The sequence below is a fragment of the Bacteroides sp. AM41-16 genome (assembly GCF_003603495.1).
GTDB classification, from domain to species: Bacteria; Bacteroidota; Bacteroidia; order Bacteroidales; family Bacteroidaceae; genus Bacteroides; species Bacteroides uniformis.
The window spans coordinates 110,022-136,829 of record NZ_QTNE01000004.1; the positions used below are offsets into that span (position 1 = coordinate 110,022).

Annotated in this window: 20 protein-coding genes, 1 tRNA gene and 1 pseudogene; 7 read left to right on the forward strand and 15 right to left on the reverse strand. The window is 47.2% G+C overall.

Annotated features, from left to right (window positions below; genetic code table 11):
* Positions 1–65: 65 nt before the first annotated feature.
* Positions 66–836 (forward strand): copper homeostasis protein CutC, encoded by a 771-nt coding sequence (locus DW896_RS05625; RefSeq protein WP_008663843.1) that lies wholly within the window; start codon positions 66–68, stop codon positions 834–836.
* A 256-nt stretch (positions 837–1,092) separates the two neighbouring features.
* Here DW896_RS05625 and DW896_RS05630 read toward each other — a convergent pair whose 3' ends face one another.
* Positions 1,093–1,695 (reverse strand): OmpH family outer membrane protein, encoded by a 603-nt coding sequence (locus tag DW896_RS05630; RefSeq protein WP_005835815.1) that lies wholly within the window; start codon positions 1,693–1,695, stop codon positions 1,093–1,095.
* Between the two features lie 25 nt (positions 1,696–1,720).
* Entirely contained in the window at positions 1,721–1,954 is a 234-nt protein-coding gene (locus DW896_RS05635) for a hypothetical protein (RefSeq protein WP_005835814.1), read from the reverse strand.
* A 238-nt stretch (positions 1,955–2,192) separates the two neighbouring features.
* Between DW896_RS05635 and DW896_RS05640 the strand changes: the two genes are divergently transcribed.
* Together DW896_RS05640 and DW896_RS05645 are read left to right on the forward strand one after the other, a co-directional pair.
* The gene (locus tag DW896_RS05640) at positions 2,193–3,650 is read left to right on the forward strand and encodes an aminoacyl-histidine dipeptidase (protein WP_117652687.1); all 1,458 of its coding nucleotides are present in this window, start codon (positions 2,193–2,195) and stop codon (positions 3,648–3,650) included.
* Between the two features lie 39 nt (positions 3,651–3,689).
* The gene (locus tag DW896_RS05645; protein WP_005826396.1) at positions 3,690–4,748 is read left to right on the forward strand and encodes an endonuclease/exonuclease/phosphatase family protein; all 1,059 of its coding nucleotides are present in this window, start codon (positions 3,690–3,692) and stop codon (positions 4,746–4,748) included.
* On the opposite strand, the gene DW896_RS05650 is transcribed toward DW896_RS05645, so the two are convergent.
* Genes DW896_RS05650 through DW896_RS05660 form a run of 3 tightly spaced genes read right to left on the reverse strand, consistent with a single transcriptional unit; the run spans position 4,745 to position 8,149 of the window.
* Positions 4,745–5,914 carry a mechanosensitive ion channel family protein gene (locus tag DW896_RS05650; RefSeq protein ID WP_008663850.1) on the reverse strand — a complete coding sequence of 390 codons (1,170 nt, stop codon included), beginning with the start codon at positions 5,912–5,914 and terminating at the stop codon, positions 4,745–4,747. The two genes, DW896_RS05645 and DW896_RS05650, sit on opposite strands and share 4 nt — an antisense overlap.
* A 58-nt stretch (positions 5,915–5,972) precedes the next feature.
* Positions 5,973–6,656, reverse strand: a complete 684-nt coding sequence (locus DW896_RS05655) for a response regulator transcription factor (RefSeq protein WP_098032583.1) — start codon at positions 6,654–6,656, stop codon at positions 5,973–5,975.
* Positions 6,657–6,694: 38 nt separating this feature from the next.
* On the reverse strand, positions 6,695–8,149 hold the full coding sequence (locus DW896_RS05660) for a sensor histidine kinase KdpD (RefSeq protein ID WP_035449511.1): 1,455 nt from the start codon (positions 8,147–8,149) through the stop codon (positions 6,695–6,697).
* 198 nt (positions 8,150–8,347) lie between these two features.
* Here DW896_RS05660 and DW896_RS05665 point away from each other — a divergent pair, with 198 nt between their 5' ends.
* Both DW896_RS05665 and DW896_RS05670 read left to right on the forward strand, forming a co-directional pair.
* Entirely contained in the window at positions 8,348–9,214 is an 867-nt protein-coding gene (locus tag DW896_RS05665) for a GLPGLI family protein (protein WP_008663855.1), read from the forward strand.
* Positions 9,215–9,233: 19 nt separating this feature from the next.
* Complete coding sequence (locus DW896_RS05670; protein WP_098032581.1) at positions 9,234–11,831, forward strand: carboxypeptidase-like regulatory domain-containing protein; 2,598 nt, start codon at positions 9,234–9,236, stop codon at positions 11,829–11,831.
* A 10-nt stretch (positions 11,832–11,841) separates the two neighbouring features.
* Here the strand turns inward: DW896_RS05670 and DW896_RS05675 are convergent, their stop codons facing one another.
* From DW896_RS05675 to DW896_RS05705, 7 genes are all read right to left on the reverse strand, one after another.
* The gene (locus tag DW896_RS05675; protein ID WP_098032580.1) at positions 11,842–12,519 is read right to left on the reverse strand and encodes a phosphatase PAP2 family protein; all 678 of its coding nucleotides are present in this window, start codon (positions 12,517–12,519) and stop codon (positions 11,842–11,844) included.
* A 3-nt stretch (positions 12,520–12,522) separates the two neighbouring features.
* Positions 12,523–14,421, reverse strand: a complete 1,899-nt coding sequence (locus DW896_RS05680) for an LTA synthase family protein (RefSeq protein WP_035449516.1) — start codon at positions 14,419–14,421, stop codon at positions 12,523–12,525.
* 115 nt (positions 14,422–14,536) lie between these two features.
* On the reverse strand, positions 14,537–15,193 hold the full coding sequence (gene fsa / locus DW896_RS05685; protein WP_005826385.1) for a fructose-6-phosphate aldolase: 657 nt from the start codon (positions 15,191–15,193) through the stop codon (positions 14,537–14,539).
* A gap of 102 nt (positions 15,194–15,295) precedes the next feature.
* Positions 15,296–16,768 carry an ATP-binding cassette domain-containing protein gene (locus DW896_RS05690; RefSeq protein ID WP_034532826.1) on the reverse strand — a complete coding sequence of 491 codons (1,473 nt, stop codon included), beginning with the start codon at positions 16,766–16,768 and terminating at the stop codon, positions 15,296–15,298.
* Between the two features lie 10 nt (positions 16,769–16,778).
* A complete protein-coding gene (gene pulA / locus DW896_RS05695) occupies positions 16,779–18,776 on the reverse strand; it encodes a type I pullulanase (RefSeq protein ID WP_035449519.1) in 1,998 nt (665 codons plus the stop codon).
* A gap of 34 nt (positions 18,777–18,810) precedes the next feature.
* Entirely contained in the window at positions 18,811–19,380 is a 570-nt protein-coding gene (gene ruvC, locus DW896_RS05700) for a crossover junction endodeoxyribonuclease RuvC (protein ID WP_005826381.1), read from the reverse strand.
* The gene (locus DW896_RS05705) at positions 19,377–19,682 is read right to left on the reverse strand and encodes a DUF4286 family protein (protein WP_005826379.1); all 306 of its coding nucleotides are present in this window, start codon (positions 19,680–19,682) and stop codon (positions 19,377–19,379) included. The genes ruvC and DW896_RS05705 overlap by 4 nt, the downstream gene beginning before the upstream one ends.
* A gap of 103 nt (positions 19,683–19,785) precedes the next feature.
* On the opposite strand from DW896_RS05705, the gene DW896_RS05710 reads away from it, so the two are divergent.
* Both DW896_RS05710 and DW896_RS05715 read left to right on the forward strand, forming a co-directional pair.
* Positions 19,786–19,859, forward strand: a tRNA-Ala gene (locus DW896_RS05710).
* A 94-nt stretch (positions 19,860–19,953) separates the two neighbouring features.
* Positions 19,954–20,876, forward strand: a pseudogene (locus tag DW896_RS05715) (urea transporter).
* On the opposite strand, the gene DW896_RS05720 reads toward DW896_RS05715, so the two are convergent.
* From DW896_RS05720 to DW896_RS05730, 3 genes are all read right to left on the reverse strand, one after another.
* Complete coding sequence (locus DW896_RS05720) at positions 20,804–22,000, reverse strand: MFS transporter (protein WP_119992970.1); 1,197 nt, start codon at positions 21,998–22,000, stop codon at positions 20,804–20,806. The pseudogene DW896_RS05715 and the gene DW896_RS05720 overlap by 73 nt on opposite strands.
* A gap of 114 nt (positions 22,001–22,114) precedes the next feature.
* Entirely contained in the window at positions 22,115–23,452 is a 1,338-nt protein-coding gene (locus DW896_RS05725; protein ID WP_119992972.1) for a RagB/SusD family nutrient uptake outer membrane protein, read from the reverse strand.
* 19 nt (positions 23,453–23,471) lie between these two features.
* Positions 23,472–26,765 (reverse strand): SusC/RagA family TonB-linked outer membrane protein, encoded by a 3,294-nt coding sequence (locus tag DW896_RS05730; protein WP_119992974.1) that lies wholly within the window; start codon positions 26,763–26,765, stop codon positions 23,472–23,474.
* Positions 26,766–26,808: the final 43 nt, after the last annotated feature.

Sequence of the window (26,808 nt, forward strand, 5' to 3'; positions counted from 1 at the left end):
GCAGAAAAGGGTGAATTCGTATTCACCCTTTTCTTATTTTTGCACCACAACCATAACTTTACAAAATGAAAGATTATCAGTTTGAAGTTTGTGCCAACTCCGTAGAGAGTTGTATTGCCGCACAAGCCGGCGGAGCAGACCGGGTGGAACTATGCGCAGGCATCCCCGAGGGAGGAACAACCCCCTCATACGGCGATATCCTCATCGCACGGGAAGTATTGCAGCAGACCAAATTGCATATCATTGTCCGTCCCCGTGGAGGAGACTTCCTTTACTCCTCCACCGAACAGCGCATCATGCTGAAAGACATAGAGAATGCCCGCCGCCTAGGCGCTGACGGAGTCGTGTTCGGTTGCCTGACGGCAGAAGGAGATGTAGACATTCCATTGATGGAGCAGCTTATGAAAGCCTCACAAGGGATGTCCGTCACCTTCCACCGTGCTTTCGATGTATGCAGAAATCCACAAAAAGCAATAGAAGATATTATCGCATTAGGATGCAACCGCATCCTAACTTCCGGACAGCAATCTACAGCAGAGCAAGGCATTCCCCTTTTGAAAGAGCTCCAACAACAAGCATCAGGCCGAATCATTCTATTGGCAGGCTGTGGGGTGAATGAAGCCAACATAGCCCACATTGCCCGAGAAACCGGTATCCGCGAGTTTCATTTCTCCGCCAGGGAAAATATCGAAAGCTCCATGCTCTATCACAATTCCGCCGTCTCTATGGGAGGAACGGTACATATTGATGAATACACACACACCATCACTACTGCGGAGCGGGTAAAGCGTACAATCGGAGCATTAAAAGCCTCTCCCCTAGCCCCTCCCCCGTAGGGAGGGGGACAGAGATAGTCCTACAAAATACAAACACTTCAAAACTCCCCTCCCTACGGGGGAGGGGGACAGAGATAGTCCTACAAAATACAAACACTTCAAAACTCCCCTCCCTACGGGGGAGGGGGACAGAGATAGTCCTACAAAATACAAACACTTCAAAACTCCCCTCCCTACGGGGGAGGGGGCGAGGGAGAGGCCTATAAAAAAAGGATGTACTTTTCAGCACATCCTTTTTTATATCATAGGATAAATATTATTTCTTCACCGGAGAAGAGTATCTTGCATTCAGACCATCCAGAATCTCACGGGTGATGTTGTAGACACTGTCTGCATAGAGCAGGTTGTCAAAACCCGTATTGCTGATAATCATGCTGTAACCTTTTGTCTTATTGTACTCCTTCAGGAAAGCATTGATAGAATCACGCAGTTGCAGGCTGTTCTTTTCATTCTCACTCATCAGCTCAGACTGCAGCTTGTTGCTCAGGTTCTGCAAATCCTGCTCCAACTTTGCAATGCGGTTGTATTCCTGCTGTGCTCTCTCCTGAGAAAGATAAGCGTTGTTCTGATACTTTGTCTGGAATTCCTGCTTCTGCTTCTCCAGTTCGCTGGCTTTCTGGTTCAATGTCAGACGGACATTCTCGCCCTTCTTCACCATAGCCTCATTCAAGTCTATGCAATAGTTGTATTTTGCCAAAAGCGTATCTATTTCAACATAAGCAATTTTCATTTCCGATAATCCGCCGGCTTGTGCAGGAGCGCTTGTCGTCTGTTTATCAGTATTGCCGGCACATTGAGCAAATAAAACGATCAGTGCGAGAGCTGCCAGACCGTTCATGAGGTAGTTTAATCTCTTCATAATTGATAAATATTGTTTTTTAAAATTAGTTCATACTATCGTTTAAGGCTTTTTCCAGTTCATCAATGGAAAAACGGGACTTGCGTTGTGCTTCCCTATCCTGCGACTGCACACAGCCGATACCTCTATCGCGCATTGCCTTATTGCCACTGACATGCCCGTTAGGGAACCTGCCGCCTTTCACAAAAAAGACCTTTACACCCAATAAAACAATGCAAATAGCAACTATTAACAGAGTTATCAATATTGTATCAAGCATTTCCATTAATTTTGTTACATGAAAATAGTGTTTTTACTATTTTTGTGGGTGCAAATATAGGGCTTTGGTTGGACTAACTCGCCTTTTTTACTCTAAAAAAAGAGAAAGGGGAATAAAATAGTCAATCAATTTAACCATATTTAGCAATAAGTGGTTAATTTAATGGAGAATTGATATTTGACAATTGATAATGAAGGCTGCATAAACACATGTAAGGCAGCCGCTAATTCAGATAATTATGGAAAAAAAAGACTTGAAACCGGCTGGTGTATTTCACTATTTTGAGGAAATCTGCCAAGTGCCGCGCCCTTCGAAGAAGGAAGAGAAAATCATTGCTTACTTAAAAGCATTCGGAGAAAAACATAAGTTGGAAACGAAGGTGGACGAAGCCGGAAACGTTCTGATAAAGAAACCCGCTACTCCGGGTATGGAAAACCGCAAGACTGTCGTACTTCAATCGCACATCGACATGGTATGTGAAAAGAACAACGACGTGAAGCACGACTTCCTGACCGACCCTATCGAAACCGAAATTGACGGTGAATGGCTGAAAGCCAAAGGTACAACCTTGGGAGCCGACAACGGCATCGGTGTAGCCACCGAACTGGCTATCCTTGCCGACGACAGCATCGAGCACGGTCCTATCGAATGCCTCTTCACCGTGGACGAGGAGACCGGACTGACCGGTGCCTTCGCCCTGAAAGAAGGCTTCATGAACGGAGACATTCTGTTGAACCTCGATTCCGAGGATGAAGGCGAGCTCTTCATCGGCTGTGCAGGCGGTATAGATTCCGTTGCCGAATTCACCTACCGGGAAGTGGACGTACCGGCAGGGTATTTCTGCTGCAAAGTGCAGGTAAAGGGGCTGAAAGGCGGACACTCCGGCGGCGACATACACCTGGGGCGCGGCAATGCCAACAAACTGCTGAACCGCTTCCTGAGCCAGGCATCCCAGAAGTACGACATGTACCTTTGCGAAATAGACGGTGGTAACCTGCGCAACGCCATTGCCCGCGAAGCACACGCGGTAATTGCCATACCCGATGCCGACAAGCATGCCCTGCGCACAGACTTGAATGTCTTTGCCGCCGAAGTGGAGGCAGAATATGCCGTCGTTGACCCGGACCTCCAATTCGTGCTTGAATCGGAAGCAGCCCGTCCCAAAGCCATTGACAAAGATACCGCCAAGCGCTTGCTGCAAACCATCTATGCCACACCTCACGGTGTGTATGCCATGAGCCAAGACATTCCGGGGCTGGTGGAAACCTCCACCAATCTGGCCTCCGTAAAGATGAAACCCGGCCATATCATCCGTATCGAGACCAGCCAGCGCAGCTCTACCGCCTCCTCCAAACAAGACATTGCCAATATGGTGCGTACTGTATTCGAAATGGGTGGAGCAGCCGTATCTTTCGGCGACGGATATCCGGGCTGGAAGCCCAACCCGCATTCAGAAATCCTGGAAGTGGCTGTTGAGTCCTACAAACGTTTGTTCGGTGTAGATGCCAAGGTAAAAGCTATCCATGCAGGTTTGGAATGCGGACTGTTCCTTGACAAATACCCGGCACTGGACATGATTTCCTTCGGACCTACCCTGCAGGGTGTGCACTCTCCCGACGAACGGATGCTGATTCCTACCGTACAGAAGTTCTGGGAACATCTGCTGGATATACTGAAGCACATTCCGGTGAAATAAATATCCCGCGTTCCTTAAAGGGGAACGGGAATCGTTTGTATGAACGTTATCCATAAGATAGGAGTTATACTCTTCCTTCTCTGCCCGTACATCAGTCTGTACGGGCAAGAAGGAAAAGATACCCTCACGTTTCGGATAGTAAGCTACAATGTAGAAAACCTATTCGACTCCCGACATGACACACTAAAGAATGACTACGAGTTCCTGCCGGATGCCACCCGGCATTGGAATTACTCTAAATACAGAAAGAAACTGGATAATATAGCCCGCGTCATCATCGCCACCGGAGGATGGACGCCGCCCGCCCTTGTTGCCTTGTGTGAGGTGGAGAATGACAGTGTGATGCGCGACCTTACCCGCTACTCTGCCTTGCGCGAAGCAGACTACCGGTATGTGATGACACAATCTCCCGACAAACGCGGCATCGACGTAGCGCTGTTGTATCAACGTAATCTTTTCAAACTGCTTTCCTATCAGAGCCTCCCCGTAGACAAGCCCCGGAAGAATAGCCGTCCCACACGGGACATTCTTCACGTCAGCGGATTGTTGCTGAACCGGGATACGCTTGATGTACTGGTAGCTCACTTCCCATCCCGTTCGGGAGGGGCAAGAGAGTCTGAACCTTACCGGCTACTGGCTGCCCGAAAGGTGAAGCATGCCATAGACAGCCTATACACGATACGCCGACATCCGCAAATTGTCCTTTTAGGGGATTTCAACGATTATCCGGAGAATAAATCGGTAAAGGAGGTGTTGGAGGCAGCAGCACCGTCAACATTGCAAGACTCTCTACGTCCACAAAAACTTTACCATCTACTGGCAGGAAAAGCCAAAACACGCAAGCACTTCGGCAGCTACAAGTATCAAGGAGAATGGGGACTACTGGACCACATCATCGTATCGGGTACGTTGCTGCAAGAACACGCACCGCTATATACAGAGGAAGCAAAGGCAGACGTATTCTGCCTGCCCTTCCTACTGACAAGAGACAAGAAATACGGAGGGCAGCAACCCTTCCGCACCTACTACGGGATGAAGTATCAAGGAGGATACAGCGACCACTTGCCTGTATATGCGGAGTTCCGGTTGATATATTAGTCGGAATACTGATACAGTTTCAAGTCAAACTTCTGTACCATCACCAGCAAGTGGTCGAAGATGTCGGACTGAATGCGCTCGTACTCTTTCCATACCTTGTTGCGAGAGAAGAAATATACCTGGATGGGTACCCCATACGTCGTGGGTTCCTTCTGGCTGATAATCAAGTCCATCTCCTGGTTCACCACCGGCAGGCTGCACAAATAGCGTTCGATGTAGATACGATAGAGCTGCGCATTGGTTGGCACCTCTTCTTCTGCTGGCTGATAGTCGGCCATCAAGGGGACTTCCTTGCGGATATTATCCAGCATTTCCGGAGTGCAGAACTTCAGGGTAGTCATATCCAGAAAGATATTCTTGTTTACCCGTCGCCCGCCACTTTCCTGCATGCCGCGCCAGTTCTGAAAAGAGTTGTTCACCAGGGTATACGGTGGTACGGTCGAGATGGTTTCGTCCCAGTTGCGTATCTTGACCGTGTTCAGCGTAATCTCCTCTACAACTCCATTGGCAACGCCACCCGGCAGCGCTATCCAGTCCCCTATCCGCAACATGTCGTTGGCAGAGAGCTGCACGCCGGCCACAAACCCCAGAATGCTGTCCTTAAATACCAGCATCAGTACAGCTGCAGATGCGCCCAGACCGGCAAACAAGGTCATAGGAGACTTGCCTATCAGCACTGAAACCACTATGATACCTCCGATAAAAAACAGCAGCACTTGCAATACCTGCACGAAGCCTTTCAGCGGACGGTTCTTCTGCTTGTCCTTCATGTTATAAACATCGAGCAGTACCAGCAACAAGCCGTTAATAGTAAGCAGCACCGCCACAATGATATAGACAGCACACACCTTTTGTGAGAACTCAAGCATCTCCTTTCCACGCACAAAGGCCATGGGCAGCAGGTAGTAGATGAGGATTCCCGGCAGAATATGTATCAAATGGTGTATCACCCTGCGTTTCATCAGCAACGTATTCCACTGATGGGGAGAGCGTCGGGTATAATGCTTCATACCGCCAACGAAGATTGCCTGGCACAAATAGTCCAGCCCTATCGAAAGCCCCACCATCAGCAGTGCAATAATCGTCTCGTCAAACATATCGGCAAACTTCGGGTCTATCCCCCAACCTATCAAGATTTTATTCATCCATCCTCCTAAACTCATCATAAGCTCTCTTTTTTTTGAAGTGTCTTGTTTGTATAACAATCCAAAGATAAAGATGTTTTCAGAGAACGGCAAGCATATACCCTTTTTTCATCAACGACTCAATCCTCACGCTCGGGTCGTTTTTTAGCGACCGCCGCAGATAGGACATCTGTACATTCAAGGCAAGGGAGTTGGCATATGAGGCAGTGCCCCACACAGCATCCAGTAACGTATCGCGACTGACAGTCTTATTCACATTCAGCGCCAGCAAGCGAAGAATATCGGCTTGACGGGAAGTAATCAGCACCTTACTATTTCCCGTACGAATCTCGTTCGTACTGTAATTGAATACGGAATGGCCGAAAGCATACATCTCATCCTCTGCCACGCCGGACAACTGCGAAGTGAAACGCTCGCGGATACGCGCCGTAAGCTCTTCCGGATAGAAAGGTTTGGCAAGGTAATCGTTCGCCTTCAGTTGGAATCCTTGCAGGCGGTCAGCCTTGTCGCTGCGGTCGGAAAGAAAAAAGATGAGGACATGCTTGTCCGCCTCCCGGATTCGTTCTGCCACTTCAAAACCATTGAGCCCGGGCATATTGATGTCAAGCAAGACAAGGTCCGGTTTGACAAGAGGAAACTGGTCGAGGGCGATAAGGCCATTTCCGGCATAGGTCACTTCATAACCCTCTTTCTCCAGGAAGCGTTTCAGAAGCATGGAATACTTCAGGTCATCGTCAGCAAAAAGAATTTTCAGTGGTTTCATGAGTTGCTATTTATATTCTCGATATCCATCTGTGCAGATTATTGTGGAATGGTTATTTCCACCGTCGTCCCCCTCCCAATCTGACTGGTCAGAAAGACGGTTCCCCTATGAGCCTCAACCAACAACTTGACATAACTCAACCCCAAACCGATGCCCGGCAAGGAACGGTCAGGCAAGTTGCTGCTACGGTAAAACTTATCGAATACCCGTCCCTGCTCGGAAACAGGGATACCAATGCCGTCATCGGAAACTTTCAATGTGAGCTCGTGGCCATGCAGGCGGCATTCTACCCGGATACTGACGGAGCTTCCCGAATATTTCACGGCATTTTCCATCAGATTACTGATGATATTTGCCATGTGCACGGGGTCGGCCGTAACCAGCAGGTTGTCCGTGAAATGTGTCTCGAAAGATACTTGTTTTCCTCCAGGAGCATGCTGCAGGCGTATCAACTTCTCCACAACCGGTTTCAAATCGAAAGTACTGAGGGAAAGTTGTGTCTGCTCATCGTCAGCACGGGTCATGTCGCGCAGCTTCCGGAGGTAGGCGGAAAGGTTGTCCAGCTCGGAAACGGAATCACGCACCACTTCATCCATGGCCTGCTCGTCGGTACGCATTGTTTTGTCATTGAGAAAAGAGACGCACATCTTCAAGGCCTGCACGGGACGTTTCAACTCGTGTATCATGGTGTTGACAAAGCTTTTCCGCAACTCGTCCACACGGTGCTGCTTCAAAATGGTCTTTATCTGGAACAGCAGACAGACAGACAGCAGAAGAATCAATACCAAGCTGCCCAGAAGTTGCCAGCCCATACGGAGCAAAAGAGTATGCGGCATCACCTGCACATCCACTTGTACCAACTCCCGCTTCAGCGGATTGTAAGGATAAACCAGACGGATGACCGGATGCAAATCACTCCCCAGCCGTTCTACGGTTTCCACCCATTGATAGAGGCTGTCGCGCGGCGTGACTAGTCCGGTAGTGAAAGACATGCCGTCCAGTTTAGTCGCCAGCACCGAATCGAAGCGCTGCAACGTAAAAGGGACATCTATCTGCAACTGATAAGCAACTATCGCCTCGCTGAAGCTCATGTTGAAAAGCAGCTTGTCTTCGCCATGTATCACAATCTTGTCCTTATAGACAATACTATCCTTCATTGCCGTGGATAGAACGGATTTATCTGCCATGGCCCCCACCACAAACGTACGCGTATAGCGCTCTTTGAGCTTGTTGGTCAATGAATCCCTATCCGTATGCATGTCCACATTGGTGTTGAAAAAGGATATATTAGGCTTGTTGAACACTTTCTTCGGCTGTTCACGCCGGATAGAGTCGTTCACTGCCACGGCATCCATGACAAGGCGGTGTATCTCTTCTTCATATTCCTCATTCTTATACTGATACTGGTTCCACAACCAATATCCCTGCCCTGCTACAAGTAGCAGCATGGATATCAGTGACAATGCCCATACTATTCTGATTCGTTTTTCCATCTCAGAGTCTGTTCTTCTTTTATACTATACAAAGGTAAGGGTTTCCTCCAATCAGAGGTACGCGCGAGGCGGCTATTCTCATTTGAGTAACATTTCAGTAATAACTTTCTCACTCCGGAAAGACAAATTCCGCATAGATTTGCGACGACAGGACACATGACACGTCCTCGAAACAGTAATTCCTAACAACGAAAAAGTATGAAAAAGCAGATTCTACTCACCGCCATGCTGTTGATAACCACCACAACCGCCTGCGCACAGTTTAACATCAAAATCGGCTCCGGCAAGACGTTCAGAAAAGATACCATAGACCAGACTGTACTCATGGTGCAGTATGAAGTGGACGGCTGTACGGACACACTGTCGGAAGAGCGTTTCCAGGAAACCATGATGTTGGAAATCGGCAAGAAATGCTCCAAGTTCTACAGTTACACAAAGTATGTGGGCGACTCGGTATTTGCTGCCGACATTGCCAATAACGCCTCGCAAGAAACGATGATTGAACACGCCAAACAGTTCGGAAAAAGCAAGCTGAACGAACAGACCTACAAGAGATACCCCGTAGGCAAAGTGACCACACTGGATGAAATTGCCGGAGACATCAACAGACTCCGGTGCGAGGAACCGGAAGAGTGCCCACAGTGGACGCTGCAGACAGACACGGCAACCATCCTCTCGTATCTCTGCCAAAAAGCAGAATGCGTGTTTAAGGGACGCAGATGGATTGTCTGGTACAGTCCGGAGATTTCCTCCAGCGAAGGGCCGTGGAAGCTGTTCGGACTGCCCGGACTGATACTGAAAGCAGAAGACAACAGGGGGCATTATCTCTTTACCTGCACCGGTATGGAGCAATGCCATTCCTACCGACCTATCCTCTTCAACGGAAAAGATTATGAACCCGTAAACCGCAAGGCGTACAACAAAATCCACGAAAGATACTATGCCGACCCGGTAGGATTCATTATGGGCAACACGCCTAACGTACGTATCACCATACGCGACAACCAGGGCAATGAAGCCAGGAAGCCGAAGAATATAGCCCACAATCCGCTGGAACTTGACTGATTCATCCCATCGAACTCCAATGGATATACACTTCAAGAAACTCTTGCTGCCAATCCTTGCCTTGTTTGCAATGACAGCGCATGCACAGTCTCTCAGTGGCTTGGTAACGGACGAAGAAACCGGACAACCGCTGGAAGCCGTAATGATTAGTGTGCTGCGAAACGGCACCATGATAGATTACGCCCTGACCGATGCCCGGGGGAGATATTCCCTGCCATGGAAATACAACGGCAACCTGCAAGTCAGCGTATCACTGCTGGGCTATAGACGGGAAATACGCAACATATCGGCAGCAGGAACACTCCATATTCGTCTGCATCCCGAAGCCATTGCACTAAAAGAAGTCCAAATACGTCCCGGCCGCATTCATGGCAGGAAAGATACCGTAAGGTATAATCTGGCAGAGTTTGCCTCTTCCAAGGACGTACACATCAAGGATGTTCTGAAAAAGCTCCCCGGTGTGGATATTGACGACAACGGGCAGGTGAAATATAAAGGTAAAGCCATCGACCACTATTTTGTGGAGGGTATGGACGTGACGGGTGGACGCTACAGCCAAATCAACAACAACCTCAGTGCCAAAGCCGTAAAATCGGCAGAAATTATGGAGAACTACCAATCGGTCAAGGCATTGAAAGGAAAACTCAGTTCGGATGAAATAGCCCTGAACCTGAAACTCGACCCACAGGCACGCAACCAATGGATTGTCAACGGTACCCTGGGGACAGGCTGGAGCGATGGAACACAAGAAACGACCGGAACGGCACAAACGAAGAGGGACAAAGGAACGCTTCTTTGGGAAAACGCCGCCAATGCCCTCCAACTGGGTAAAGGCAAGCAAAGCATCTACGGCTACAAGAGCAACAACAACGGTACCGACCTTAGCCGTGAGCAACATATACTGACAAACAACACATCCCAACAGATTCCCCTGCACGGCTTTCTGGTACAACCGGGCATCAGCGCTCCCCTCGACAAGCAACGGCTGCTCTTCAACGAAACCCATACACTGAACGCCAACCGCATGTATAAATGGAACGACGAACGTTCCCTGCGCCTGCAAGCCGGATATACCCATAACCGGATTACCCAGCAACGGGGCAACTCGCAAGTCTACTACCAGCCCGATGACACCATACGCATGGATGAAGCCTACCACTACTGCCTGCAGAACGATGCCGCCCATATGGAAATGCACTATGAGGATAACAAGACCATCCACTATCTGTCGAACCGCTTCCTGGCAGAAAGTGAAACGAACCGCGGCACCTCCCACGAGTTGCAGCAAACGATGCGCACCTCCCAGTTTACGGCAAAGAATTTCTTCAGCCTTATCCGCAATGGAGAGAAAAGCACATGGAAGTTCAATTCTGCCACACAGTATGCCTATCTACCCTCCTCCTTGTCACTACACGACGGGAAAGACAAATTCATCCAGCACAGCCTTTACAACGACAATAAGGCCAGCCACCTAAGAAAACACAACGGTTTCACCCGGCAATACACCGCCGGTATAAAGGGCGAATGGGCATCGGTAAAGCACCATTCCACCCGGATGGAAACATTTGGCGCATCCAGTTTTTCTCCCTACCTCTCCCCCTACTTCCAGTTGGAGCAAGGCAAGTGGCAGGGAAGTCTGTCACTCCCTCTCAGCTATAAGCGCTACTTCTCGCAACAGCGCTCTTTTCTCTTTTTCAATCCGTCGCTCTATCTGCGCTATCAGCCGGACTACCATTGGAAAATTTCCCTCTACGGCAGTTTACACCGCTCAGCAGGAGATGTCACAGACCTCTGCCCTTTTACCTATCGGACAGACTACCGTACCTGGAAAAACACTGACGGCCTCTTCCCCGTCAGTACACGCCAACAATACAACCTTTATGGAGAATACAAGAATACCGTGCAGGAATTTTTCGCCACCGCCACTTTGTCCTACCGGCATGTACACTACAACACCTTGAATGAACAGAGTATCTCTGAAAACCGCATTGTCCACACCCTTCGCCTACATTCCAACAGTACACAAAGTTGGTTCCTGCTCAGCACTCTCTCCAAGGGATTTTTCGACTGGAATCTGAAAACCTCACTTGACTTACAACTGAGCCGCAATACCGGCTGGCAGTTGACACGGGTTTCAGATACAGACGCCCTCACTCCACAAACGGAAACAGCCGGAAACGGCCCGCCTCAAAAATACCGTTATGACTATCTTAAGATGGAACCCAAACTGATATGGTCGCCCGCCGAAGCTTTCGAAGCCGAATATCATGCCACAATCAACTATGGCGGCAGTAAAATAGGGAACGACACGCACCTTGCTCCTCTACTGGACTTCGTACAGCGTATGCACCTCACATTCAGCATCGGACACGTCGACCTCTGCCTTTCCGGAGAACATTACCGGAACGATTTAAACAGCGATACGCATCTCAACACACTGTTTGTAGACGCATCACTCATTTATAAGACAAGGAAATGGAGAGTGGAAGCCAGCCTCAGCAATCTGTTCAACAAGAAAGAGTATGCCTATACTACCTACTCGGCCACACAAAGCTATACTTCACGGTTGAATATCCGTCCACGGGAGGTTATGGTGACTGCCGGTTATCAGTTCTAAAGACTGTCATCTACAACAATGTCCGTATTCCGGCATAAACCAGCATCCCCGCTATCGTCAGCAACCCTACCCATATAGGAGCATAGACATGAGTGACATGCTCGACACGCTTATATCCGCTAACCTTCACAAACAAGCGGTAAATCAGCCAGGCACCAATCAGCCCCACAATAGTCCCTGCCAACAAATCACCCGGATAATGCACACCGAGATATACGCGCGAATAGCACGTCAGCAACGCCCAGGCCATAATGAAAAGAGTAAGCCACCGCTTGCGGAATAGAAAGAACAGGAAAAACGCCAATCCGAAGGTATTGGCGGCATGACACGAAGGAAAACCATAACGCCCTCCACGATGATTGTTGACGATATGCACCATCTCCGAAATGGGATTATTCAGATTAGAAGGACGCATACGCTCCACATAGGGACGTATCCAAGTGGCACATGCCTGGTCGGCAAAAGTAATGGTGAGCGCAAGGCCTATCATGCAAAACAGTGTGACCTTCCAATGAAAATTGCGCAACATCACATACCAGATGGCAGCATACATGGGAATCCAAACCCACTTACCGCTATAAGCGCTCATAAAATAATCGAAATACATGTTGTGCATCCGATTGATGGAAAAAAATATGTTTGTGTCTACATCTATTGCCCCTTGCAAGGCGTCCATAAGTGCTGTCATACGTTATCTTTTGGCTATATCATCATATAATTTTTGCAAATAGGCTTTGCCCAACGGCAGGTTCTTCCCTTTTGCTGTGCCCTCATCCACTACCACAGTACCCGCCTGGCAATTGAATATCACTTGATTGTCCGCTGTCACCATACCGAAAGCATCGGGTACGGTAAAGAACGCGAAATGAGGGGAAGCGGGATTAAGCATATCTTTACTGAAAACAAACTCATCATGGGGCAGCGCCAATTGAGCCAGCAACGTGGCTGCAATATCATGTTGCGAGCCATAGACGTCAATGCGCCTCGGCTCTCGGACAGCACCGCCCACCATCAACAGAGGTATCCGGTAGCGTTCTACCGACAAATTGTCGATATGTTCGGGATAAGCTCCCAAGTGGTCTGGAACAAACACAATCACCGTATTCTTCCACTGGGGAAGCTCACGGAACTGTCTTACAAAATCGCCTGCACAACTATCCGTATAGGCAAAGGCGTTCAGCCGGTCATTCTCCAGACGACGGAAAGGTACTTCAAAAGGCTCGTGGCTGCTGGAGGTCTGCAAGACACGGAAATGAGGAGTTTTCTCTTCGGCAGTTCCTTCGGCAGCTTCGGCTTTCAAGTCTTCCAGCAGACGGTTGAATACGAGATGGTCGTGCGCCCCCCACTTACTTAAACGTTCCGTTACGGGAAAATCCTGGTCGGAAACAATGTCTTCAAAGCCTGATGACATCAGGTAGGAACGCATATTGGTAAAGTCGGCATCACCGCCATAATAATACTTGGTACCATAACCCGCCTTCCGCAAGCTGCCTGCAATGGCAGGAATGGACTGCGTTTTACGGGGATACTTCATAATACTAGTAGTGGGCTGGGCAGGATAGCCACTCAAGATAGCCACCAGCCCACGGTCCGTACGGAAACTGTTGGCGTAGAAGTTCGTAAAGAGCACCCCTTCCTTACTCAAGCTATCCAGATGGACGGCAATATTCGGCTCACCTCCCAAAGCTGTCATCAACCTGGAGGAAAAACTCTCAAGAATCACAAAGAGTACATCGGGACGCTGAGTATTGAATAAAGTATGCAGTGAATCGGCAGGTTGCAGCACAGAATCTGTCTCTTCCGTTTGACCACCGGCACCTGCGGGTTCAAGCATGTCTTTAAAAAGCCGGTCGGCCTCCGCAGCTTCCATAAAACGGTACTGCTTGCTGAAGTCCTTCTGCTTGGCAAGAGATTCCATCAGACTGAATGCAGGGTTGATAGCTGCATGGTTCAGACGCTGCTCGGCACTGAAATAGACTTTCCCCACATTCATGGTAGATACTGTAAAGCCTCCACGGATAGGAATAAACAGTAACCCCGTCATCAGCAACAATATACCTGACACCTTCAGGCGACGATAAGGCAGTTTCATCCGCAGCAACAGCTTCTTCTGCAGCAAGATGCCGTAGAAAACAGCATACAGCACGACAGCATAAACAGCCATTGCCACAATTCCCCCCAGCACCATCCAAATGCTGACACTGGCCACTGCGTCTTTAGGGGAGGAAAAGAAATAGAATAACGGAGTAGCATCCAAACGGAACCCCCAATACTCGTATAATCCTAAATCGACAGTAAAAATTATGGAGATAAGTACTGAAATGAAGAGGAAATAGCCGCACCAGATGCGATGAAGGGATTTAGAAAGTGTCCATACAGAGGTTATGAAAAGAAAACCGGGAATAGCTGTCAGATAACCAGCCAGAGATAGGTCTAAAGGTAACCCATGCCAAATGACACTGAACCAGTCCGCACACGAGGCATCCGGATACAGCGATTTGTAAAACAGCATAAATAGTGGTTTCTGCAACACAAAAATGCAGACAAACAAGCAGTATGTCTTAATAAATCCTATGAGCCTATCTTTCATCGGTGCCTTATTGTATATCTAAATATAAGGTGCAAAAATAAATCTTTTTATTCTATTTCTCACCAATATTAGTCAATAATTACATTGAAAGATAGGCTTATAGGATATTTTAAGTTTATCCGTTCACGCGTTTGTAATCTTCAAGGAACTTCTTCAGACCGGAATCGGTCAGCGGATGATTAAGTAAACCCTTAATGGCCGAAAGCGGACAAGTAGCCACATCAGCACCCACCTCTATACACTGCATGATATGTGCCGTATGACGGATAGAGGCGGCAAGTACCTGGGTGGTATATCCATAATAACGGTACATCTCTACAATCTTCGCAACCAATGCAATGCCATCCTCACAGATGTCATCGAGACGCCCCACAAACGGAGAAACATACGTTGCACCTGCCTTGGCTGCAAGCAATGCCTGACCGACAGAAAATACCAGAGTACAATTTGTACGGATACCTTTGCCCGAGAAGTATTTAACGGCCTTGATACCTTCTGCAATGCAAGGCACCTTCACTACGATATGCGGATTCAAGGCTGCCAATTCTTCACCCTCTTTAATCATGCCTTCATAGTCGGTAGCTATCACCTCGGCACTCACATCGCCTTGCACAATATTACAGATGTCCACATAGTGCTTACGCTGGTTCTCCACTCCTTTGATACCTTCTTTTGCCATAAGCGAAGGATTAGTGGTAACTCCGTCGAGTACGCCCAAGTCATAGGCCTCCCGAATCTGTTCTAAATTTGCCGTATCAATAAAAAACTTCATGATATAAATGTTTAGATGGTTGATATTACAAATATAACGATTTACACCATAAATGGTTCCTGCTAGTCCTTTATTATCTTTGCTTGACTAATTATTATCTGGTCAGCGGTTTCGCTTCAAGAATAAACGGTTAGTAATTGTTTGCGGCAATTCATTCTCATAGTGGGTTACCATAATCATCGTTTTATCCCGACGATGGCAGAATGCCTCTATAATCTTCTTGACCCGACGGCGGTTGTATGTATCGAGTCCATGAAGCGGTTCATCCAATATCAGCAGTTCCGGGTCCTTGACAAAAGCACGTGCCAATAATGCCAGACGCTGTTCCCCGCTGGAGAGTTGCAGAAAAGGACTGTCTTTCAAGGCGGCAATACCGAAAATCTCCATCCACCACTCACATACCGACATCTGTTCGGCATGAGGACGTTTATACAATCCGATGCTGTCGTGCAGACCGGAAGCGACAATCTCTATGGCAGGCAGATTCTTCAGATAAGCACGATGCATTTCCGGACTGACATAACCGATGTGTTTCTTGATTTCCCAAATACTCTCCCCCGTTCCGCGCTTCCGTCCGAAAAGACTGATATCGCAGGCGTATGACTGCGGATTATCCGCACAAACCAAACTAAGCAAGGTAGACTTGCCGGCACCGTTCTCGCCACTCAGCGCCCACTTCTCACCACGCATCACTGTCCAATCCAGCTCCTTCAGAATGGTACGGTCATCGTAACGGATGCTAACCCCGTTCAATTTCACCACTTCGTCCGAAGTGAAATTCGCATGTTCGTAGGGCAAATCGAGAATACACCGCTGCAATTCCTCCAACGCTCCGGCCTCTTCCTGAATACGCATCTGATTGCCCGCACAGAATGCCTGCACATACTCCTCACGTTCCATCTTTTCGCCCACCTTCATGTCCTCTACCGGCACAACATGTGTAATAAATGAAGGTATGTCATCCAACATGGAAAGCACAAGGACAATCTGCAACTCGCCCAGCCGGGTAAGCCGCTCCAGCAAATTAAAAAGCAGTTCACGGGTAGGCGCATCCAGCCCTATGAAAGGATTGTCCATGATAAGAATTCGGGGAACAGTCAGTAAAGCTTTAGTCAACTGAAACCTGCGCAGCTCCCCACTGCTGAGAAGAATGATTTTCTTGTCAAGCATCGGCTCTATGCTGAAAAGTTCAAATAGCTGCCGCCTCAAGACATCGTCTTTTACCTCTCCCAGCACTTCGCGTACTAGCGGAGCATCCTCCTGGTCGTGGGCATTCCAACGCTGTTGATAGTAATAATTGGCATCGGCAGAACCGTAAGTATCACGGAAAGCAATGTATTTGATATTGTCATAGGCAGTTTTCGTGAGGGAGGGAGAGAAATCATAGGTAAGCTCACCATCACGCAAAGGATACTTTTCCGTCAGCATATCCACCAGGAGGCTCTTTCCGGCTCCGTTCGGTCCTACAATGGCAATGTGTTCTCCTGCCAGGAAATCAAGGGTGACAGGCTCTGTCAAACGAACAAGCGGGTTGCGTACTACGCCCCCCGCTATGTGTATTGTATGTTGTTGCATCATCCAATCATCATTTATACATAATCAGTGCCGATTGGGCCGGAACAACAACTTCGGGGCCGTACAGTGTGCCCAAACCTTGTTCATTGATAAAGCCATCCTTGCAGACCACTGTATATTTACCTTCGGGTACGGTAAGTTTGGCAGGCTCCTTACGGGCATTCAAGACTAGTATAATATCTCCCCATGCATCACCGTTGGCATTTTCTTTCAGACGGTAAACCACCACATTGCTGCCGTCAACCGGTAGAAATTCCAAATGCTTACGCACCAAATCCGCATCACCCATACGGAAAGCCGGATGCTTCTTACGAAGCTGTATCAACCCTTTATAATAAGCAAATACATCTGCATGCTCCGCCTTTCGTCTCCAATCAATCGCATTGATGGAATCGGGACTCTCAAAACTATTGTGTACTCCCTTCTTGTCACGCATCACTTCCTCACCGGCATAAATAAACGGTACACCTTGGGAAGTGAATACGGCTGTTTGCGCCAGTTTGTCAAGCTTTGCCAATTCTACGGGAGTAATACCCGGGATACTTGCTTTCAGCCTATCCACCAAGCACATATCATCATGGCAGGAAACATAGCTGATCATCTGTGTAGGTTGTTCCGCCCACGGAGCCTTACTATAATTCACAGAGTCATTATTTACTTGCGGATGCCTGATGGCTCCTACAATACCAAACTTTATGCTCTCCTCTCCTCCCGGCAATCCAGCAAGGAAAGCACCTTGATGATTGTCATTAAACGGACCGCGTAAAGCATCACGCATTTCGTCAGAGAAAGCAGCAACACCCGGCATCTTATAAGTATTGGCTTTCATTGCCAGAGAATCTTCCGCCATCTGTGGAGCCGATGCCGCCCATCCTTCACCATATATAAATATAGTCGGATCTACAGACGTTGCCGCCTTACGGATTTCGTTCATTGTCTCGATGTCATGAATACCCATCAGGTCAAAACGGAATCCGTCAATGTGATATTCATTAATCCAATGTAATACAGACTCTATCATGTATTTACGCATCATCGGACGGTTGCTGGCAGTTTCATTGCCACAAGCCGAACCGTCTGCATACGTTCCGTCTGGTCGCTGACGGTAAAAGTATCCCGGCACTGTACGTTCAAAATTACTGTCGGATGTATTGAAAGTATGGTTATACACCACATCCAGAACAACACGGATACCTGCTTTGTGCAAAGCCTGCACCATCTGCTTGAATTCCCGGATACGAACATCCGGTTTGTAGGGGTCGGTAGAATAAGAGCCATCAGGCACATTGTAATTCTGCGGATCATATCCCCAATTATACTTGTTCTCGTCCAGCTTTGTCTCATCAACGGAGGCATAGTCATAAGACGGAAGGAGATGTACATGTGTCACCCCCAATTCTTTCAGATGGTCAATGCCGGTTGCCAGCTTGTCGGGACTTACCGTTCCTTGTTCTGTCAGTGCCAGGAACTTTCCTTTATGCTCAATGCCCGACGACGGTTCGATGGACATATCACGATGGTGCATTTCATAAAGAATCACATCGGCAGGAGAGGCCAATGCCGGACGTTTATCATCTGCCCATCCTTCGGGGTCCGTGGATTTCATGTCGATGATGGCGGCACGTTTTCCATTCACCCCTACAGCTTTGGCATTGATACCCGGAGTATCCCCCAGCCACTTATCATTGATTTTCACATTGAATGTGTAGAATTTACCCATCAAGTCCTTTTCAACTTTAGTTTTCCAAGTTCCTTCTTCAGAGGGTTCCATTGAAATAGTTTCATAGGCATGCCCTCCATCTCCTGCTTCGAACAACATCAGGCGAACTTCATCTGCCGTAGGTGCCCACAATGTGAATTGCGTGGCAGCAGGTGTATATTCCATCTCTGTCAGACTACCCGAACGGACAGGGTAAAGTTCGTACGAAGCATACTCCGTCTTCGCGGGAGTGCAGCTTACAATCGTCGTTGCAGCCACTCCAATGATAGCAAGTTCATTCAATTTCATGATATTATTTTTAGATTCTACATTTCAATTCTTATCACTTCTTCACCTTATCCGGATTTTTGGCAATAAAGTCTTTCCAGCCATGATAGCCTTTCTCCACCGTGGGACGCCCCATCTGCAGAAAGTGACAATAGGCAGCAGCAAGCCCGTCCGTTGCATCCATAAAAGTAGGCATATCCTCTTTAGGAAAATGCAGCATACGCTGCAACATGTCCGCCACCTGTTCCTTGGATGCTTGTCCGTTTCCGGTGATAGCCATCTTTATTTTTAAAGGAGCATATTCCGTAATGGGAATATCCCTGCTCAAAGCAGCTGCCATTGCTACGCCTTGCGCACGCCCCAACTTCAACATGGACTGTACATTCTTTCCGAAGAAAGGGGCCTCAATAGCGAGCTCGTCAGGCAAATAACTCTCTATGATACTCAGTACCCGTTCATGAATATGGCGTAACTTCAGATAGTGGTCTCCAAATTTGCGGAGGTCGATAATTCCCATGGCTATCATTTCCGGCTTGACACCTGCCACACGCAATACTCCATACCCCATAATGGTGGTACCAGGGTCTATACCCAATATTATTTTCTCTTTGACCGGTTGTATCACACTATTACCTCCATCAATGTAGGAAAGCCAATCACTTTATCTTTAAAGATATTCAGTAATTCCTCGTTCAGTTTCACTCCTTGCTCTTGATGCCAACGATGCAGTTTGGCAGAGTTTTCCACCTCAAACTGAACAGAATAGCAGATGCTTCCTTCTTCAATATGACTCAAGATACGGGCTATACGTGGAGCATACAATGTTCCGTTCTTTTCTACCTCGGGAAGATAGTGTTCCTGCATCCATATCAGGAAGTTTTTGTCTTCTCCTTCCTCTACATGATAAGTGGTATTATATATCAGCATAACTTATTTTTTCAAATTCTTTCGCAAACATAGCAATTATTTCAGAATAATGCATTATATTTGCACCATCAAAAACGAAAGCAAGCCTGCAAACGTTGGCAACGGGGCGTTAGCTCATCTGGCTAGAGCGCGACACTGGCAGTGTCGAGGTGATGAGTTCGAGTCTCATACGCTCCACAAAAATTAAAACGGTTAGATTAGTCTAATCGTTTTTTTTGTACGTATTAACGAGCTATAAATTTACATATAGTCCATTTTCATTCGACAACTCATGAAAGAAGCTTTTACACACAAGTCATTACTTATTTTAGGACGTGGCATAGGGCAAGTCATGTTCCAAAACAATGCATTGTCCGGATTATTGATGCTGATTGGAATCTTTTTGAATTCATGGCAAATGGGCCTATTGGCTGTAAGTGGCAACATAATAAGTACATCGACAGGCCGTATCTCAGGATATGACCGTGATGATATAAAAAATGGATTATATGGTTTTAACGGTACACTGGTAGGAATAGCCGTAGGGGGCTTTATGCATCTGACTGTAAATTCCTTGATACTAATGGCTATTGCCTCGTGTGCATCTACCTACATTGCACGGTTTTTCAACATGCAACGCATGTTGCCCGGATTCACTACCCTTTTTATCCTTTCTGTATGGATGCTGCTGGGATTGTGCAGTTGGCTGATGCCTGACATGCTACTCGTCTCTGATACAGAAACACCTGCTTCTTCCTCCATAAATTACTTACAATGTTTCAGTATGAGTATAGGCCAGGTGATGTTTCAAGGAAACATAATGACCGGACTATTTTTCCTTGCAGGCATTCTCGTGAATTCTCGGAATGCAGCAGTATATACCATATTGGGGGTACTTCTCCCCCTCCCCCTAGCCATATTATTGGGAGCAGATTCCGAAGCTTTGAATATAGGCCTGATGGGATATAATGGCGTATTGTGTGCCATTGCTTTAGGAGGTAAAAGCTGGATGAGCTTATATGGGCTGTATGTTCCGTTTTACTCTCTGTTGTATTGCAAATTGTGGGAATGAGTTGGGGAATTATTACATTGACCGCACCTTTCGTTCTTTCCGTATGGCTGACAATGGGAATAAAAAAACTTTATCTCCTCTTCAAATTAGGCAGAAAGCAAGCCACCAACCCCAACAAAGGCATAAAGGCACATACATTATAAACAGCCTCTATACCATATTTATCAGCCATGCCTCCCAATACAGCCGAAGCAATACCGGCAATTCCAAAAGCGAAACCAAAGAACAACCCGGAAATCAACCCCAGCTTATTGGGTAGCAATTCCTGGGCGTACAGCAATATGGCAGGAAAAGCGGAAGAAAGCATCAGACCGACACAGAAGCTCAGCACTACTGTCCATGCAAGCCCTACGTGAGGCATCATCATACTAAATGGAGCCGTTCCAAGAATGGAAGCCCAGATGACATATTTACGTCCTACCCTGTCACCTACGGGACCTCCCACCAATGTTCCGATGGCAGTGGCTACCAGAAAGACAAACAAGAAAAGCTGTGAAGCCTGAACAGTAACACCAAATTTATGGATCAGATAGAATGTATAGTAGCTCGTCAAACTTGCCATATAGATATATTTGGAGAAGATAAGTATCAGCAGAATACTTATGGCAAACACCGTCATCTTTGAGGAAAGAGGGCGTTCTATCTTTCCTGCCACAAGCATCGGGCGTTTCTTGATGTGGTTCAAGTAGGAACGGAACCAACGACATATAGGAATCATCACCACGATGGCAATCAAGGCAAAAACCGTGAACAAGGCAATGTGATGCCTCCCGTAAGGAGCTACCAGCAAAGCCACCAGTAACGGTCCAAGCGAGCCTCCCAAATTCCCGCCCACCTGAAATAGAGACTGCGCCAGTCCGCGTTTTCCGCCGGAAGCCAGAAAAGTAATACGTGACGCCTCCGGATGGAGTACAGACGAACCGATACCCACAATGAATACCGAAGCCAGCAACCAATACAGATTAGTAGCAAAAGCCAGATTCATGATACCGACCAAAGTAAAGCCCATACCTATCGGCAATGACCAGGCAATGGGGCGCTTATCAAAGAACAATCCCATTAGAGGCTGAAACACGGACGCCGACATCTGATACACTAACGTAATCAGACCAATCTGGGCAAAACTCAAGGATAAATCCTCCTTGAACAAAGGGTATACTGCCGAAATAACCGATTGCAGCATATCGTTCAAACAATGCGAAATACTCAATGCTATAAGAATAGGAAAAGCAATTCTATGGATAGGAGGTCTCTGATTCTGTATCATCTTATACTGTCTATTACAAAAAACGGTGCAAAGGTACGTAAAAAATACATATCCAATCCACATAAAGACAAAACTCCCCGATTCTCGTCAATACAGAATCGGGGAGTATCTTTATCAGTTCAGCAATCCCGGATTGGCTTCTATGGCTTCTTTCGGAATGGCCAATGTATAACGGGCATCATTCTCTTCGAGTACATAACGCGTACCATCAAGCACTTTCTCCAAACGCGGACGGGTGGAACGACGAAGGTCAAACCAACGATGTCCTTCAAAAGCAAGTTCACGGGCACGTTCATCTAATATTTCCTGTACCAACGCTTCCTTATCCATGGCATTGACAACAACGGATTTCGCTTCGTAGGCCTCCGGTGCATAACGTTTCCGCATCAGTTCCAGCAGGCGAGTACGTGCTTGAGACAGTTCTCCAAGTCGGGCAGCAGCCTCAGCAGCCGTCAGATATATTTCACCCACACGGAAAGTACACAAGTAGTTATTGCTTCCCGCCTTCTTATTCTTCCGGAAACCTTTTTCATCCGTTTCAGCAAAATATTTGTCCAGCCGAAGGTCGTTCTCAGCATAAAGGGAGAGAAAAACCGGAGTAGCCAGAGCAGCCCCATTGATTGTACTGCTCAGAGGTGTCTCCAGTGGAGTAATATTTTCCACGGAATTATAACTGTTAGGAAGAGTTGCAGCGGCATCATTCAAATCTACCAATACAGACTTCACGGCAAGCACTGCCTCAGCAGCATCCCAAGCCGCCTGCCACTCGCCCTTATAAAGGGATACGCGTGATTGAAACGCCTCTACCGAAGCCGCATTGAAACGATATGAATATCTCTGTTCCCATTCTGCCTTCATGACCAGTTTGCGTGCCTCGTCAATATCTGCTTGGATGGAAGTATAAACTTCTTCCACCGTATTGCGTTTCAGGACTTTCTCTAAATCCGTATCCAATTTCAGCGGTACCGATTTGGTATCCAAAGCTCCCTCCTTAGTATAGGGCTGTCCATAAAGATTTACCAATAAGAAATGTACATAAGCACGGAGCATATACGCTTCTCCTACAAGCTGATTTATCTCTTCCTCAGTGCCTTCCTTAATATCACTTCTGCTCTCAATAACGTGATTGGCAATAAAAAGCACATTGTAATACTTGGCCCATTCAAACGATGAGGTATAGGCATTGGGAGCAAGGTCGTTCCAGCGCTCTATATCCATATAATAATTTTGGTCATATTCATTATCCCGAACCAGCATCTCGTCGGAACGGAAACAAGCCATTCCCCGGTCACTGAATTTACTCACGTCCTTATAAGAACGGGCAAGCAACGCTCTATACTCAGCCAAAGAATTGGGAATGACACTACCGGTAGGCTGTATATCCAGATAGTTGTCGCATGCCGCAAGCAGAAGCATGCAGGCCATTATCATCAGACTTATTGTTTTCTTCATTTTCTTTCTGCTTTTGAAGTTAGAAATTCAAGTTCAAACTGAATGTAACCGACTTGGGTACGGGAGTTGCATAAGGATTGTACATCGACTCCGGATCCATGTAGTTATTATATCCCGAACCAAACACGAAGAGATTGCGTCCTTCAATAGATACCGTTGCCGAGTTCATTCCCAAACGCTTTGTCAGGAGCTCAGGGATACGGTAACCCAGACGCAGATTCTGCAAACGTACGTAGTTCAGCTTCTTCACCCAGATATCCAAATCTCTCCAGATGGTTTTAGAATCATACCAGGAGTACTCTTCCGGGTTGGAAGCACTCAGCATAAATGCCGGAAGCTCCGCATTCGGGTTTTCCGGAGTCCAGCGGTTCAGCACATCCACATTATAGTTCTTGCCATAATCCGGATTAATGATGTCATAAGAGGGCTGCGTACGTACGTACCCGCCAAACGTCAAAGAGAAATTGACATTCAGCTCCCAGTTTTTATAGCTGAAGGTATTAATCAAACCTCCCGTATAAGGAGCATCGCTACTCCCGATATACGAATAAAAGGTTCTCTCTTCGGCTGCAGTTACATCGGAAGAGGCAATACCTATCCCCCACTCGTCCTTCAGGCGGTAAAGCTCCTTCAAGGTCACTTTCTCTCCCTCCGGATTATAGAACATCATATTACCGGTTTCCTTATTCACTCCCGCAGTCTTCAGTGCGAAAATTGCCCCTACGGGATAGCCTTCACGTCCCGGAGTGGTCTGCTGCTCCGGTATGTTTTCCTGCAATACCTTATTACCGTTATAGGCAAAATTGAAATTTGTGTACCAGGAGAAGTTTTTTGTCGTTATGTTACGGGTAGACAAGCTGATTTCCACACCTTTGTTCTCCATACTTGCCCAGTTGACGTTCATTGAAGTAAAGCCCGTCTCCAGAGGAAGCATGCGCAAAGCTATCAAATCGGTACCCTTACGGTAATAATAGTCCACGCTCAGATTGATAGCCTGGTTCAATACAGAAAAATCAAAGCCGGCATTGACAGACTGCGTCTTTTCCCAACGCAACTTCTTGTTGGGAGCGGAATTAATAATAATTACATCTTCCGATACTCCGGGCAAAATACTTTCCGACCGATATGTACCCAACAGGAACGGAGAAGTATTCTTGTCAATATTTCCCTGCAGACCGTAAGATGCACGGAACACCAGGTTATCCACCCACTTGGCCTGCTGCATAAACGGTTCTTGTGACAGACGCCACAAGGCACTGACAGAATAAAGAGGAAGATAGCGGTACTTCTTATCCACACCGAAAAGGTCGGAACCGTCAAAGCGGATACTTCCTCCCACCGTGTAGCGGTTCAACAAAGAGTAAGAGGCCGTAGAGTAGAAAGATACATAAGCATTCTCCTTATACGTTGTCTGATGGAGCGGGAAAGACGTGGCGTAACTTTCGTTGGGGAAAATCACCGGTTTGGTCGTCAACGTCTTGCGGTCGAAGCCATACCCTGCCGAGAACAAGGTTTCATACCAGGTCTTGCGCAGCTCGGTACCCGCCATCACTTCCAGTTCATGAATATCATTGAAACTGTCGCGATATTCTCCCATCGCCTTCCAAGTAATCTGTGAATTGGAGTTTTCATAAGACTTCTGCATACCTCCTTCGGGCAGGAAGTGTTTGGTTTCTCCGCCCTGGGAGTATTCGCTCAACTTATAGTAATAGCGCATGGCATAGCTTTCCCAGTCCGCTATTTCTTCTCTGGAAGTCTTTTCCAACTGATAGCCAAACTGGGAAGTCAGCTTCCACTTGTCATTGAACCGTAGCTCCGCATCAAATATAGATGAAAAAGAATTCACCACGCTTTCATTAGACGTGTTCTGCCGTTCTTCAAAGATGTTGAATCCTAAATCCTTATCAGTGTTGTTCTGAATATCGTAGTCGTAATTATAGTTGCCATTCTTGTCATAAAGTTCAAAATACGGATTAGCCTTGCGTGAATAGAACACGGGATTCGACATACCGTATGCATCTGTCAGATAATTGGTATTTTTGCGACGGTTGGCAAACATGGAGGCACCCACTTTCAGTATACTGTTCACCTTATAGGAAGTCTTTCCTACCAAGTTGAAACGGTCCATACCCACACCGTCCACATTTCCATCCTCTTTATAATAGCCGAAAGAGGTATAATACGTAACCCTTTCCGTACCGCCGGAAAGGCTCAAGTTATATTCCTGGCTGAAAGCATCGCGGAAAAGGATATCTCCCCAGTTTGTATTAACACTCTTCAAACGGTTGATGGCAGCTTGTGTATCACTGCTCAAGGCATCCCATCCTCCATTCTGAAAAGCAGACAACTCATTGTAATTGGAAAGAATATTATATACGCCTCCTTTATGATTGTCCGGAGAATAGTTATTACGGATCATATCCATTTCCAATCCTACTTTCTCCGCTGAGTTCAGCAAGTTCAACCGGTCAAGGCTCAATGTAGGAGTATAGGTAAACCGGGACGAGAAATTGATAACCGGTTTACCGACCTTACCCTTCTTTGTTGTAATCACAATGACGCCATTGGCTGCCCTCGCACCATAGATGGCAGTGGCTGCCGCATCCTTCAGGATGGTGATATTCTCAATATCTGCCGGATTCAGGCCTGCAATGGAAGATTGCTTCATGTTGGTGATGTCATTCAGCTCATCCGGTTCGGGAACATCCGTTCCCTCCAAAGGAATGCCGTCCAGCACCCACAAAGGGTCTTGTGTACCATTCAATGAAGCAGTACCGCGAATGCGTATCTTTGCCGGAGCACCCGGAGCACCGGAAGTCGGGCTGACAGAAAGTCCGGCAATTTGTCCGGCAAGTGCCTGGTCGATACTTTTTACTGCACCGATGGTCTCGTCCGATATATCCAGTTTGGATACCGCTGCCGTCAGCTTGCGGCGCTCCACTGTCTGGTAACCCGTCACAACAACGGCATCGAGCATTTGGGAAGATGCATGAAGTGTTATTTCATAATGTTCCTTTCCCGGAACAAGCTTCACTTCCAATACGTCATATCCCACGTAGCTACAAAAGAAACGGGTTATCCCCGCAGGTATAGCGATAGAGAACTGACCATCCACATCAGTGATGACCCCCATTGTAGTCTGAGCACTCCCCGCCTTTTTCAAGTCTTCCGCAGTCACATAAACGGAAGCACCGATAAGCGGTAGGTTATCCTCTGAAGATATTACTACGCCCTGGACTTTTTTCTCTGCAGCAAAAGCAGATGACAAAGCTCCTACAAAGCATAGCAAAACGATTAATACACGTTTTTTCATGCGTTACATATAAAATTAATTAATACTCTATTGAAAAGAAAAA